The organism is Novosphingobium sp. MBES04 (assembly GCF_000813185.1).
GTDB classification, from domain to species: domain Bacteria; phylum Pseudomonadota; class Alphaproteobacteria; order Sphingomonadales; family Sphingomonadaceae; genus Novosphingobium; species Novosphingobium decolorationis.
This window is the reverse complement of the sequence record NZ_DF850488.1, coordinates 1,402,951-1,415,759: the sequence shown is the minus strand read 5'-3', so window position 1 is coordinate 1,415,759 and position 12,809 is coordinate 1,402,951. Positions and strand designations below refer to the sequence as shown.

Here is a 12,809-nt window from a genome sequence, read left to right as displayed (position 1 = left end):
TGTCCCTCTGTTGTCATGTCAGGGCTGGAGGTCCTCGAGTTTTGCCGAGAAGGGGGGCATCGCCATGTAGCGATCGACCGTCTGCTCGAAGTGGCGCACGCGGATTTCCTGGTAGTCGGCAAGGGTCAGGCCCGCCTTGGCGCTGGCTTCCAGCCCCTCCTGCTGGGCGTGGAGATTGTCGGTGTCCTGATCGAGAATACGGCCGAAACCCGGGTCCATGCCCTGTGCCTCGGCAAAGGACTGGTGGTCTTGCAGGACCTGGACCTCGGCGGTCTCGAAGTCGCCGCTGCGCGGCTTGGGGCGCATGAACATGACCTCGTAGATGGTGCGCCGATGGTCGCGCGCGTCGGGCCGGAAGCGGTAGATCATCGGCAGCGAGATGCCGGGGAAAAGGAACAGGTTGGGGAAGAAGGTGTAGCTGTAGGTGTCGAGCAGTTCGGTGTCCGAGACGTGCGAGAGATCGGTGTCGCTCGCGCTTTCGAACATTTCGCGGAACATGTCGGCCATGACCTGGCGGGCACGCTCGCCCTCCTTCAGTTCCGGCCGCGCGCCGCCCAGCGCCGAACTGTCGCCCAGCGTGAAGTTGGCGATGATGTCGGCCTCGCTGTAGCGCTCGCGCAGCTTGGGGCTGACCACGCCCAAGGTCGAGATGAAGCGGTCGACGTGCTCGCCATAGACATCGTACTGCGAATTGACGTCGCCATTGGCGGGCGCGACCTGGGGGTGCGTGTCGCCCACGTGGTAGGCCTCCATGAAGGCCTCCATGGTGAGCTTCCAGTTGGCCGGATAGCTCTTCTGGACGTGGAGGTAGATGAAGCGGTCCTCCAGCTTCCAGGCCGTGAGATGGGCGAGGGCTTCGGGGCCGAGGTAGTCCTCGAGCGAGGGGGCGGCCGGGTCCATGTTGACCCACACGAAGCCGCCGAGCCGGGCGACGCGGGCCTGGGGCAGGCACATCCGGCGCGTCCTGGTATGGGCGAAATCCCACTTCTCCGGGATGTCGGCCAGCGTGCCGTCGAGATTCCAGGTCCAGCCGTGGAACGGGCACTTGAGGTTCATGGCAAAGCCCTCGGTCGCCGAGGGCTTGAGCTTGGTGCCGCGGTGCAGGCACGCGTTGTAGTGCGCCTTGATCTCGTCCTCGGCGCTGCGCACGACGATGAAGCTGTAGGACCCGAGGTCATAGACATAGTAGTCGCCCACTTCGGGAATGTGGTCCTCGCGGCAGGCCATCTGCCAGGTGCGCGGCCAGAGGCGCGCGAACTCGCCGTCTGCGAATTCGGCCCTGGTGTAGCGGTCCTTCGAGACGTCTTCGCTGCCCAGGTACGTGTAGCTGACATCGCGGGCCCATCCGGGCGCCGTGTTGCGGTCACGCGCGATGATGTCCTGCGTGCTCTCGGCAGGGTGGCGGGCTTCGCCGGGGCGCAAGGGGCCGGTTTCGACGTTCATCGTGGGGGTCTCCTCAAGGGGAATGTCAGGGCGTCACCGCTTCGGGCGCGGCGCGCTGCCCGGCCGGGACGAGGGGAAGGGTGGTCTTGCACAGCGCCCCGTCCTTCATGACGAGGGCGATGTGGCCGGGGCCCTGCAGCAGGCGCGGATCGGCAAGCGGATCGCCGTCGACAAGAATGAGATCGGCAAGCTTGCCCGGTTGCAGGGTGCCCAGAGTGCCATCGCCCATCATCGCCAGGCCCCCGTTCGCCGTGGCGCAGACCAGCGCGCCTTGCGGGGAGTAGCCGTAGTAGTCGATGAAGAACTCGATATCGCGGCCTTGCGTGCCCTGCGGGCTCCAGCCGAAGCCGTAGTCGCCCCCGATCAGGTGGCGCACGCCGCGCTTGCGCAGTTCGGTGTGGGTGCGGCAGCTGTTTTCGAGCAGCTCGGGGATGTTCATGTAGCCCCCGACCTCGGCCGAGAGGCCGTGGCCGGCCGCCTCGCCCGCCATGATCTGGTGGAACAGGCCGACCGTGGGGACGACGAAGATGCGCTCCTTCGCCTCTTCCATCAGATCGAGCAGCTCCTCGTCGGCGTACTCGCAGTGGAACAGCGCATCGACGCCCGCCCGCACGCAGCGCTTGGAGCCTTCGATCGAGCGGGTGTGGGCGTTGATCCGGCGTCCGTAGGCGTGCGCGGTCTCGGCCGCGACGCGCACTTCCTCGAAGGTCATGGGCGTCGTGTGCCCGGGCGTGCCGGGGTAGAACGGGTCGCCCGAGACGTCGATCTTGATGTTGTCGACGCCCTCACGGCAATGGAGGCGCACCATCTTGCGCATCTCTTCGACGCCATCCACGATGCTGGAGGGGCCGGTGCGCGGATCGTGCAGGCGCGCCTCGTCCCCCATCGCGCCGGTGACGCTGATCTCCAGACCCCCGGCGCGGATGCGCGGGCCGGGCAGGCGTCCGGCGTTGACTTCCTCGCGCACCGCGACGGCGAGACGCAGGCGCGCTTCGGAGGCGCCATAGGCGCTGGTAAAGCCGGCCTCCAGCAGGGCTGCGGCGCTGCGCGCGGTGGCAAAGCACTGCGCCTCGGGCGTGGGCTTGATGAGGTCCTCGGTCGCGCAGACGTTCTCGAACGAGAGGTGGGCGTGGCCCTCGACCATGCCGGGCATCAGGAAGCGCCCGCCCACATCGATCACCGTGTCGCCTGCGTGCGGCTCGAGGGCGCCGATCTCGGCGATGCGGTTGCCCTCCACGCGCAGCGCGCCAGGAAAGGGGTTCACGCCGGTGCCATCGAAGATGCGCGCGTTGCAGATCAGCGTTGCCGTCATGCCGTTTCGGTTCCTTTCCCGCATGTTCGTGCCGCGCATCGCCGCGCGCGTCCTGAGGGCAGAGCCTAGACCTGCGCAGGGCTGGGCCGAATGACTGCAGCGGCAAGCCCACTTGGCCGCAGAGGCTGCCCCTTTGCGAGATCTCGCGGAAAGGCGGGCCTGGCGGCAAATGCGAAGCGTACAATTCGGCCCGGCGATGTTCGCAGCGGACGTGCTCTCGCGCCTTTCGCCAAGACCCGCCATGGGCTTATCTCGCGGAAAGCCATTTGGGAGGGCGAACCGCATGGGCGAGATTTGCGTCACGCTGACCGACGTCGAGGGATCGGTTGTAGAGATCAGGGACGGGGCCGAAGGGGAGACTCTGATGGAACTGGCCCGCCGCCACGACGTGAAGGGCATCATCGCCGAATGCGGCGGCGCGTGTTCGTGCGCGACCTGCCATGTCTACATCGATGCGGCGTGGAGCGCGGCGGTGGGTGCACCCGATCCGGTCGAGGAGGACATGCTCGACATGGTCGAGGATATCCGCCGCCCGACGAGCCGCCTGTCCTGCCAGATCACACTGCATCCAGGGCTCGACGGTCTGGCCGTCGAGGTCGCGCCCGAACTTTGAGCGTGGCGGCATTGCCCGCAGGGACAAGTGCGGGGCGGGCTGCAGGCATGGTGCAAGGGTACTCCTGGGCGCACTGTGCAAGGGCCAGCAATCCGAGAGTGAACACGAGGATTGGGGAGAGGACATGACTATCGTGCGAGACGCGGCGAACGACGACACGCAGGCCAGACCGGGCATGGAAGGGGAGGATGCGCGCCTGGTCGCAGAGGCCACCCTGCTCGACCCGGTCGTGCACAAGCAGCCGCGCCGCTTTTACGCGGCCATGCGCAAGCTCGATCCGGTGCACTATGACGCCGCGCTCGACATGTACCTCGTCTCGCGCTGGGAGGATATCCAGACGGTGCAGCGCGATCCGCTCACCTTCTCGGTCAACAAGGGCTACCATACCCAGCAGGCCAAGGGCTTTGCCGAGGAATTCCAGCAGATCCTGCGCGAGAAGGGCGGAGGCTACTTTCCCGACGCGATCATGTCCGATCCGCCCTACCATACGCGCGTGCGCAAGCTCATGGAAAGCGCCTTCACCGCGCACCGCGTGAAGGACCTGGAGCCGCGTATCGAGGCGGTCGTTGACGGATTGCTCGCGGAGCTGGCGGACAAGGGCACGATGGACGCCGTCACCGATTTTGCGCAGCCGCTGACCATCCGCATCATCTGCGAGCAGTTGGGGCTGGACTGGTCGATCAAGGACAGGATCGCGCGCTGGTCGACCGCCGTGACGGCCCAGATCGGGCGCATGCAGGACCGGGAGGAAATGCTGGGACACGCCGCGCAGATCTGTGATCTGCAGCAGTACCTTATCGCCAAGATGCGCGAGCGCGAGGCCGATCCGCGCGAGGACATGATCTCGGACATCGTCCATGCCCGCGACGGTGAGGGGGAAGGCTCGGTGCTGACTTTCGAGGAGGCGGTCTCGCTCATCCGTGCGCTCCTGATCGCGGGCAACGAGACCACCGCGACCGCGCTTTCCAACCTCGTCCTGATCCTTGCGACCGAGCCCGATGTTGCGCAAATGCTGCGCGCCTCGGCCGATGACGACCGGCTGATGAACCGCTTCGTCGAGGAACTCCTGCGCATCGAGCCGCCGGTGCGCGGGCTCAGCCGGATGACGACGAAGGAGGTCGAACTGGGCGGGCGCGTGCTGCCCGAAGGGGCGCACCTCCTGCTGCTCTACGCCTCGGCCAACGACGAGCCCGAGATCTTTCCCGAACCGCGCCGCTTCGACATGGAGCGCAAGAACATCATGAAGCACGTGAGCTTCGGGGGCGGGGTGCACAAGTGCGTCGGGCTGGCGCTCGCGCGCATGGAAATCAAGGTCGCCGCACGGCTGCTCGTGCGCAAGTTTGCCGACGTACGCCTGGCGATTGCCGAGGAGGACATCGCCTACCTGCCCACCGTGGCGACACGCTCGATGGAGAGCCTGCCCGTCACCTTCACCTTGCGCGACTGACCATGGCCGGGGAACTGGACGGTAAGGTCGCCATCGTCACCGGCGGGGCGGGCGGAATCGGCAAGGCCACTGTCGACCTGTTCGTGGCCGAGGGCGCGCGCGTGGTTGTCGCCGATGTCGACACGGATGCGGGCGAAAGCCTGTGCGCGAAGCTGGGTTCGGCGGCGGTTTTCCGCCGGGTGAACGTGGCGCAAAAGGGCGAGGTGGAGGCACTCGTCGACTTCGCGGTGGAGCGTTTCGGGCGGCTCGATGTCATGTTCAACAACGCGGGGATCGCCTGCGGTGCCTTTCCCGATTTTCTCGACGACACGCTGGAGGACTTCGCCAAGGTCGTGGGCGTCAACCTGTTCGGGCCGATGGTGGGCACGCAGGCCGCTGCACGCGCGATGAAGCGGCAGGGCGGGGGCGGCGCGATCCTCAACAACGCCTCGATCGCGGGCGTACTGGCAGGGCAGGCGATGATGACCTACCGCGCCTCGAAGGCGGGGCTCATCCATTTCAGCAAGTCGGCCGCGATTGACCTCGCGCGCCACGGCATCCGGGTGAACTGCCTGGTCCCGGGCCATATCCGCACACCGCTCAGTGCGTTCGAGGAAGGCTCCGGGGCGGACAATCTGGCGCAGCTGAGCCAGGAAATCGACGCGATCTACCTCTCGAACCAGCCGCTCAAGCGCCGCGGCTGCCCCGAGGACGTCGCGCAGGCCGCGCTGTTCCTCGCCAGTGACCGCGCCGCACAGATTACCGGCATCGCGCTCCCGGTCGAAGGCGGGGTCACCACCGGTGATCCGGTCAATCATCTCGCAGACATTCTGGAGGCCCGCAGCCGGGTTCTGGGCGCATGAGCGGGTTACGCGAAGGGAGAAGGTGGTGATGGAAGCCCAAGTGGACGAGCGCAAGTCGGCGGCGCTGGCCGAGGCGAACCTGCGTGTCGAGGACGGTGCGCAGAAAGTGACGACTTTTGCCGCGGCGCGCGAGATGCTGCGCCACACGCAGGTCCTGCAGGATGGGGCCGGCGCGGACGAGGTGGACGTGGGCGATCCCGAACAGGTCCCGGTCTTCTATCTCGACGGCAAGCCGCACAAGACCCGGCGCGCGGCCATTGCGCGCTTCTTTACCCCGCGCGCGATTTCCGAGCGGTATCAGGCGGTGATGGAAGCCACCACCGACCGTCTTCTCGCGGATTTTCGGGCGCGGGGCGAGGCCCGGCTCGACGAGATCAGCTTCGAGCTGGCGGTCGCCGTCGCCTCCAAGATCGTCGGGCTCTCGCAAAGCGATCCGCACGACATGGCGCCGCGTATCGCGGTGCTGCTGCGCGCTTCGTTCACCAACGCCAAGGGATTGGCGCGCTGGAAGAACCTGCTGCTGCGTTCGTGGTACGGGTACCGCTTCTACGTGAAGGACGTGCGTCCGGCCGTGCGGGTACGGCGTGAGGAACCGGGCGAGGACATCATCTCGCAGTGCCTCGCCAAGGGCTATTCCGACAAGGCGATCATGATCGAGTGCATGACTTACGCCACGGCCGGTATGGTCACCACACGCGAGTTCATCGTGATGGTCGCCTGGTACATGTTCGAGCGCGACGAATTGCGCGCGGACTTCCTTGCTGCCGACGAGGAGAGGCAGTTCGCCATTCTGCTGGAGATCCTGCGCCTCGAACCGATTGCCGCGCTGCTCTATCGCCGTTCGGCGCAGGACCTTCCCGAGACCTGCCTGGGCGCCTTGCGCGAAGGGGCGCGCTTCGTGGTCGACATGCGCGCGGTCAATGCGGACGAAGCGGCGGTCGGGGCCTGCCCCCATGCGCTCGATCCCGACCGTGCCAGGGGGCAGCAGGGCACCTTCATGAGCTTTGGCGATGGCGCGCACCACTGTCCGGGCTGGCAGGTGGCGCTCCACGAGACGCGCATCTTCATTGACCGCCTGCTGCGCGTACCCGGTGTCGCGATGGTGAAACCGCCCGAAATGCTCTGGAACGCGCCCCTGATGAGCTACGAACTGCGCGACGCACAGGTGCGCTGCACACCCTGATCGACGGGCGATATCGGCGCTGCGATACGCCTTACGCTTGTTCCCGGTCCCCCGCCGTGGCTACCACGGGGGCAGACGTGGTGCGCCGTCCGGCGCCGGACAGGCAGGGAGAAACGCAGATGGCAGGCAGATATATCGTCACCGGCGGCTTCGGGGTGCTGGGCCGCGCCGTCTGCGCACAGCTCCGCCGTGAAGGCCACCGCGTCGGCGTGATCGACATGGCACCCTGTCCGGATGGCTACGAAGGTCCCGCCGAGGGGGGCATCGATCTTGCCGAGGCGGCAGCGGTCGGGCCTGCTGTGGCGCGGCTGGTCACGGATCTGGGCGGGCTCGATGGTCTCGTCAATGTTGCGGGCGGTTTCGTGTGGGAGCCGTTGGGGCCGGGTTCTCCGGCCACGTTCGAGCGGATGTACCGCACCAACCTGCACACCGCGACCACGGCGTGCGAGGCGGTGCTGGATACGCTCGCGCCGGGTGGGGCCATCGTCAACATCGGCGCGGCGGCGGCCCGCGCTGCGGGCGAGGGCATGGGCGCCTACGCGGCGTCCAAGGCCGGGGTCCTGGCGCTGACGCAGGCGCTCGCCGCGCAGCTGCGGCCCCGGGGCATCCGCGTGAACGCGGTCCTGCCCACCGTACTCGACACGCCCACCAACCGCGCCGACATGCCCGATGCCGATCCTGGCGAATGGATTGCTCCTGCCGCCGCGGCGCAGGTTATCGCCTGGCTGCTTTCGCCTGCGGCATCTTGCGTGACCGGAGAGGGGATCGCGCTTTCGATGGGGCAGGGAAAAGACAATTGAAGAAGACCATCCAGGGGGCCATCGCCCCTTGACCCCCAAATGGGCGACCTCACCATTCCAAGCCACGGTGGCGCGCGAAAGGTGAGGTGGACAGTTTGGGGAGCCCGAGGGCGATGGCCCTCGGATATGTCTTCCTGAAACCCTTTAGCTCCCTTCGGGAAAGATGAGAGTGACGCACAGGCCAGGGTGCGCGTTGGCGACCTCGACCTGCGCCTCCATGCGCCGCGCGGCCGAGCGCACGATCGCAAAGCCCAGGCCACTGCCGCGCGTGCCCACGCTGCTCTCCAGCCGCACGAAGCGCGCGCCGAGCCGGGCAAGGTCGGTTTCCGAGAGGCCCGGGCCGGTGTCGCGCACCGAGATCGTGCCCGGCGTGGTGATCGCGACGGTGATTGTCCCGCTCCCATCCCGTGCGCCGTAGCGGATCGCGTTGTCGATCAGGTTGGCGAGGATCTCGAAGACGAGCGTACGGTAGCCGGATACGCACACCGCGCCCGCCTGCGGGGCTTCCAGCACGAGGTCGATGCCCGCATCGATGGCCTGGCCGATGTGGCGATTGACGACCGCAATGGCCACTTCGCGCAGGTTCACCCGTTCGCGTGGCGTGGGGACGCCCGCCTCCTCGGCCCGGGCCAGCACCAGCAGCTGGGTCATCAGGTGTTCGAGCCGCTCGGTCGCATCGGCGATGGCGGCAAGGGCCCTGGCATCGCCGCGCCGGGCGAGTGCGACCTGGACTTTCAGGGCCGAGAGGGGCGTGCGCATCTGGTGCGAGGCATCGGCGGTGAAGCGCCGGATACCGGCAGTGGCCGTGTCGAGACGTGCAAGAAGGCTGTCGAAGGCTTCGGCAAGAGGGCGCAGCTCGCGCGGGAGAGGCCCGGCATCGAGAGGGGAGAGGTCGGGCGCGCCATGTGCCTTGCGCCGGGCGACGGCATCGCGAAGGCGTGCGAGCGGGCGCAGGCTCCAGCTGAGGGCAGGACGCAGGAGGAGGACGGCAAGGCCCACCAGCACGGCTTCGCCCAGGACCAGCGCGGCAATGAGACGGTGGCGCAGGGCCTGGCGGTGTCCCAGCGTCTCACCCACCTGGACAAGGACCGGGGTGGAGAGGCCAGGGAGCGGACGGCGCATCTCGGCAAGGCGCAGGCGCAGGCCCTGATAGGTGACGTAGCGGAAGGCCGGTTCGCTGCGCGGCAGGGCGGCGATGTCCTCGGGAGCGGGCAGGTCGCGGCGCCCGGACAGCGTGCGCGCGCCCAGGGCAAGGCGGTAGTAGACGGTATCGCCCTGGGGCGTCTCCAGCATGGCCAAGGCGGCCGGGTGGAGGGGAAACAGGAGCAGCTTGCCATGTTCGACCTGCACGCTTTCGGCAATTGCGGCGAGCGCGCCGCCCAGCACGCGGTCATTGCCGGTGCGCACCACGCGCGTGACGATGACCGCGCCGATCAGGGCAAGGACGATGGCGACGCCCGCCATCGGGGCGATCATTGCGAGCAGCAGGCGGCTGCGCAAGGCAGGTGTTCGCGCGTCGGCAGGGGCGCCGGCTTCGCGGTGCAGCTCAGCGGGCATCGAGCATATAGCCGATCCCGCGCACGGTGCGGATGCGCGGGCCTTCGGGCCCCAGCTTGGCGCGCAGGCGCGTGACGTAGACTTCCAGCGCGTTCTGCCCGACCGGTTCGTCGAAGCCGAAGACCTCGCCCTGCAGGATTTCGCGGACCACGATCTGCCCGGCCCGGGTGGCCAGGGCATCGAGCACGGCGGCCTCCCGGCGGCGCAGGTCGAGTGGCCGCCCAGCGAGGCTCGCCTCGCCGGTGGAGCGGTTGACACGCAGCGTGCCGATGGTGACTTCGGGGGTCGGATCGCCGCCGCGCCGACGACCAAGAGCGCGCACGCGCGCCTCCAGTTCCTCGGGCGCGAAGGGCTTGCGCAGGTAGTCGTCGGCGCCCAGGTCCAGTCCGCGCACCCGGTCGTCCAGCCCATCGCGCGCGGTCAGCATCAGCACCGGCACGCGCGCGCCGCGGCGGCGGAGCGTGCGCAGCACCTCGAAGCCGTCGATGTCGGGCAGGCCTACATCAAGGATCAGCGCGGCGTAGGGCTCGTGGGTGACGAAGAGGAGCGCGTCCTCGCCGCAGGTGACATGATCGACGGCATGGCCAGCCCCGCGCAGCAGGTCGCACAGGCTGCGGGCGAGCAGATCATCGTCTTCGACCAGCATGATACGCACGCGGTGGGTTCTTTCCGTGAAAGGTTCGCGACAGGCTGGGGACTTAGCGCAAGCGGCTCTGGAGCCCGGCCCTTTTGGCGTGTGCGGGCGGGAGGAGTGTCAGCCTTGCGTCCATACCTGCGTCTGTTCCGGTCCTTGCGTCCTTCGCGGGAGGGCGCGCGCCCTTGCGCGCAAGTCCTCGACAGGCGCGCTCTTAGCGTGCGCCTGGCCGTGCACGAAGCGGAATATCTCCCTGATTGCGCGGCCTTGCGTGCCTTTCCTGCAAGCGTGCGGATGCGCCTTGTCTCCCTCTTCCAGGCGCCCGCTGTGTCACCTGCGCGGCGCCGTTTCAGTCCAAGGAACCCTCTCCCCATGCGAATGCTGAAATGCGGTTGTGCGCTCGTTGCTATTGTGGCGGCGAGCCCGGTTCTCGCCCAGACCGCGCCCACGCCCCCCACCAACGAGACCCTGGCAGACCTCGTGCGGCGCCAGGCCGCCGAGATCGCCGATCTGCGCGCCCGGGTCGAGCAGCTGGAAGGCCATGGGGCTGCCAGTACTTCCGATGAAGCCCCGGATTCGGTCATTGTCGTGTCGGCCGAGGAGAAGGACAGCGGCCTGGGCGCGAACGCGCGCGTCGTCACGCTGCCCTATGCTCCCCAGCTCATCACGCCGACCCCGGTCGAGCGGGACATCGTACGCGCGCAGGCGGCAAAGGATGCGGGTGTCACCACCGAATGGGGGGCGGGGCTTCCCGTGTTCCACTCGGCCGACGGGCAGTTCAGCTTCAAGCCGCGTGGGCGCATCCTCAGCGATGTCGGCACGACCTTCGGCTCGGACCACGATGCGCGCAACATCACCACCACGGGCATGCGTTCGCTGCGGCTGGGCTTCGAGGGCGGGGTGGGCACGCACCTGTTCTACCAGCTTGAAGCGGAGCTGGGGCAGAGCAAGGTGCAGATCATGGCCGCCTCGCTGGGCTGGCGCGACAACATCAGCGCGAAGACCAGCTTCGACGTGCAGGCGGGCAACCTCTTCAACGACCGGTCCTTCGATGGCTCGACCGGCTCGGATTCCACGCCCTTCATGGAGCGCAGCGTGGTTGCCGATGCGATCGCGCCGGAGCGGGGCTACTTCGGCATGGGCGCGATGGGGCGGCTGTACTTCCCGGCAGGCCACCTTGCGGTGACGGTGACGGGCGACACCGTCGATGCCGATCATACGCAGAGCGACAGCCGCACCGCGATGGCGCGCCTGCATCTTAATCCGCTGCATTCGGATCGGGGATTGCTGCACGTTGCGGCCTGGGGCTTCGACGAAGCGCTCAACGGTTCCTCGCGCACGCTTACCCCGAGTACCTTCGTCGACACCCGCTTCAACGGGGCGCTACGCGTCCAGAGCGGCGCGCTGACAGGGGCGACGGGCACCACCGGCTACGGCTTTGAACTGGGCGGATACCAGGGGCCGGTCTGGTTCATGGCCGAAGGGGGCGAGCGGCGCGCGCGGCTCGACGATGGGCGGCCCGATTTCCGCACACGGGCCTACAGTCTCTCGGCCGGGTGGTTCGTGACGGGAGAACTGCCGCCCTACAACCCGCGCGTGGGCAGTTTCGGGCGCCCGCATGTCCTTTCGCCGGTCTTCGATGGCGGACCGGGCGCCATCGAGCTCACCACCCGCTACGAGCAGGTCTCCTTCCGCAACCTGCCCGACCCCGCCGACGGCTGGTCCGAGACGCTGGGCGCCAACTGGTACCTCAACAGCTTCACGCGCATCCAGCTCAACGCCGTCTACTGGAGCGTGACCGACGCGCTGCCCGCCTATGCCGGCACCGACAAGGGCGAGACACTTGCCGCGCGCTTTGGCGTTACATTCTGAAACATGGCTATCGCCTGTTGAACACGCGTCTTTCAAGAAATTGACAGGCGAGGGGCCCTCTTGACCTAATCGCGTTCAGGTCAGGGAGCCCCACCCGTGTTTCGACGCCCACCTGCTCATGTCCGACTTTCCGCTTCAACCGGCTGCCGCGGCGGCCGTCCCCTCGCTGTCGAGGCCGACGTCCTGCGCGGCAAGCGGCGCTTCGGCGACGGTTTCGACAAGGTCGGGCTCGGTCAGGGTGTAGCCGCGCAGCAGGAAGATGCTGAGGAGCGGGGCAAGGGCGGGAATGATGGCAAAGCAGATGCGGATCGCAAAGACCGCGCTCGTGCTCTGGGCCTGCGCGGCGCCCGTGCTCGAGGCGGCGTAGCCCATCGCCGAGAGCGTGGCGCCCATGATCATCAGGCCGCCCGCGTTCGAGATCTTGTCGACAAAGCTCATGAAGCCCGAGAAGGCCCCCTCGCGCCGCTGGCCCGAACAGATGAAGTCGTAGCGCACGGCGTCGGTCAGCATCGAGGCGGCGAGCAGGACCACCCCGCTCATCGCCGCGCCGATCACGGTGGTGCGCAGGCCAAGCACGATCAGGCTCTCGTGGGGGCCGGCCACGGCCCAGGTCAGCACCGCGAAGCCGTAGACGGCGAGCGCGGCGATATAGGCGTTCTTCTTGTCGAAGCGGCGCGAAATCCGCAGCCAGGCGGGCAGGGCGAGGATGTTGCCCGCCGTGGCCGGAGTGGGCATTGCCGGGCTGATCCTCTCGCAGCAGATCCGCGCGAACGCGCTTTCCTGGTTTCCCGCCGAGCGGGTCGAGGAGGTCGTCAGCCAGGGCGCGGTGCTGGCGCGCACGCTGGGCCCGGAAGGTCTCTCCCGCCTTGCGCAGGTCTACGAGAACGCCTTCCTTGTGAACTTCGCGATGGGCGGCGCGCTGACGGTGCTGGCCGCGCTGGTCGCCACGCGTATCCCCCAGATACGTCTGTCCGAGCGGATCGGGGGCGGCCCCGCGCCGGCCCGTACGCCCGAAGCTCCGGTCGCGGCACGCTGATCCCCCATCCCCCTGCGCGCGCGAAAAAGCCCGGAAGGATCTCTCCTTCCGGGCTTTCCCGTGGGTGACT

12 protein-coding genes are annotated in these 12,809 nt (G+C 67.9%); 7 read left to right on the top strand and 5 right to left on the bottom strand.

Annotated features, from left to right (window positions below):
- Positions 1 to 18: 18 nt before the first annotated feature.
- A complete protein-coding gene (locus MBENS4_RS06165) occupies positions 19 to 1,443 on the bottom strand; it encodes an aromatic ring-hydroxylating oxygenase subunit alpha (RefSeq protein WP_039389470.1) in 1,425 nt (474 codons plus the stop codon).
- 25 nt (positions 1,444 to 1,468) lie between these two features.
- Positions 1,469 to 2,755, bottom strand: coding sequence for a metal-dependent hydrolase family protein (locus tag MBENS4_RS06160; protein ID WP_039389468.1), 1,287 nt, complete (start codon positions 2,753 to 2,755; stop codon positions 1,469 to 1,471).
- A 283-nt stretch (positions 2,756 to 3,038) separates the two neighbouring features.
- On the opposite strand from MBENS4_RS06160, the gene MBENS4_RS06155 reads away from it, so the two are divergent.
- The 5 genes from MBENS4_RS06155 to MBENS4_RS06135 all read left to right on the top strand — a co-directional run bounded on the left by MBENS4_RS06155 (position 3,039) and on the right by MBENS4_RS06135 (position 7,640).
- A complete protein-coding gene (locus MBENS4_RS06155; RefSeq protein WP_039389466.1) occupies positions 3,039 to 3,368 on the top strand; it encodes a 2Fe-2S iron-sulfur cluster-binding protein in 330 nt (109 codons plus the stop codon).
- Positions 3,369 to 3,492: 124 nt separating this feature from the next.
- On the top strand, positions 3,493 to 4,815 hold the full coding sequence (locus MBENS4_RS06150) for a cytochrome P450 (RefSeq protein WP_242404799.1): 1,323 nt from the start codon (positions 3,493 to 3,495) through the stop codon (positions 4,813 to 4,815).
- 2 nt (positions 4,816 to 4,817) lie between these two features.
- Positions 4,818 to 5,657, top strand: a complete 840-nt coding sequence (locus MBENS4_RS06145) for an SDR family NAD(P)-dependent oxidoreductase (RefSeq protein WP_039389463.1) — start codon at positions 4,818 to 4,820, stop codon at positions 5,655 to 5,657.
- Between the two features lie 28 nt (positions 5,658 to 5,685).
- Positions 5,686 to 6,840 (top strand): cytochrome P450, encoded by a 1,155-nt coding sequence (locus MBENS4_RS06140; RefSeq protein WP_039389461.1) that lies wholly within the window; start codon positions 5,686 to 5,688, stop codon positions 6,838 to 6,840.
- Between the two features lie 119 nt (positions 6,841 to 6,959).
- Positions 6,960 to 7,640, top strand: coding sequence for an SDR family oxidoreductase (locus MBENS4_RS06135; protein WP_039389459.1), 681 nt, complete (start codon positions 6,960 to 6,962; stop codon positions 7,638 to 7,640).
- 144 nt (positions 7,641 to 7,784) lie between these two features.
- On the opposite strand, the gene MBENS4_RS06130 is transcribed toward MBENS4_RS06135, so the two are convergent.
- Together MBENS4_RS06130 and MBENS4_RS06125 are read right to left on the bottom strand one after the other, a co-directional pair.
- Positions 7,785 to 9,197, bottom strand: a complete 1,413-nt coding sequence (locus tag MBENS4_RS06130) for a sensor histidine kinase (RefSeq protein ID WP_052322042.1) — start codon at positions 9,195 to 9,197, stop codon at positions 7,785 to 7,787.
- A complete protein-coding gene (locus tag MBENS4_RS06125) occupies positions 9,187 to 9,852 on the bottom strand; it encodes a response regulator (RefSeq protein ID WP_039389457.1) in 666 nt (221 codons plus the stop codon). Before MBENS4_RS06125 ends, MBENS4_RS06130 begins: the two co-directional genes overlap by 11 nt.
- A gap of 351 nt (positions 9,853 to 10,203) precedes the next feature.
- Here MBENS4_RS06125 and MBENS4_RS06120 point away from each other — a divergent pair, with 351 nt between their 5' ends.
- Positions 10,204 to 11,703, top strand: coding sequence for an OprO/OprP family phosphate-selective porin (locus tag MBENS4_RS06120; protein ID WP_039389455.1), 1,500 nt, complete (start codon positions 10,204 to 10,206; stop codon positions 11,701 to 11,703).
- A gap of 135 nt (positions 11,704 to 11,838) precedes the next feature.
- Here the strand turns inward: MBENS4_RS06120 and MBENS4_RS06115 are convergent, their stop codons facing one another.
- Positions 11,839 to 12,438 carry an MFS transporter gene (locus MBENS4_RS06115; protein WP_052322041.1) on the bottom strand — a complete coding sequence of 200 codons (600 nt, stop codon included), beginning with the start codon at positions 12,436 to 12,438 and terminating at the stop codon, positions 11,839 to 11,841.
- On the opposite strand from MBENS4_RS06115, the gene MBENS4_RS06110 reads away from it, so the two are divergent.
- A complete protein-coding gene (locus tag MBENS4_RS06110) occupies positions 12,422 to 12,739 on the top strand; it encodes a hypothetical protein (protein ID WP_144400859.1) in 318 nt (105 codons plus the stop codon). The genes MBENS4_RS06115 and MBENS4_RS06110 overlap by 17 nt on opposite strands.
- Positions 12,740 to 12,809 lie beyond the last annotated feature (70 nt).

Coding starts and splice junctions, on each gene's coding strand:
- MBENS4_RS06150 (WP_242404799.1), top strand. CDS start 3,493: ATGACTATCGTGCGAGACGCGGCGAACGACGACACGCAGGCCAGACCG.
- MBENS4_RS06115 (WP_052322041.1), bottom strand. CDS start 12,438: ATGCCCACTCCGGCCACGGCGGGCAACATCCTCGCCCTGCCCGCCTGG.
- MBENS4_RS06165 (WP_039389470.1), bottom strand. CDS start 1,443: ATGAACGTCGAAACCGGCCCCTTGCGCCCCGGCGAAGCCCGCCACCCT.
- MBENS4_RS06130 (WP_052322042.1), bottom strand. CDS start 9,197: ATGCCCGCTGAGCTGCACCGCGAAGCCGGCGCCCCTGCCGACGCGCGA.
- MBENS4_RS06155 (WP_039389466.1), top strand. CDS start 3,039: ATGGGCGAGATTTGCGTCACGCTGACCGACGTCGAGGGATCGGTTGTA.
- MBENS4_RS06135 (WP_039389459.1), top strand. CDS start 6,960: ATGGCAGGCAGATATATCGTCACCGGCGGCTTCGGGGTGCTGGGCCGC.
- MBENS4_RS06120 (WP_039389455.1), top strand. CDS start 10,204: ATGCGAATGCTGAAATGCGGTTGTGCGCTCGTTGCTATTGTGGCGGCG.
- MBENS4_RS06145 (WP_039389463.1), top strand. CDS start 4,818: ATGGCCGGGGAACTGGACGGTAAGGTCGCCATCGTCACCGGCGGGGCG.
- MBENS4_RS06160 (WP_039389468.1), bottom strand. CDS start 2,755: ATGACGGCAACGCTGATCTGCAACGCGCGCATCTTCGATGGCACCGGC.
- MBENS4_RS06140 (WP_039389461.1), top strand. CDS start 5,686: ATGGAAGCCCAAGTGGACGAGCGCAAGTCGGCGGCGCTGGCCGAGGCG.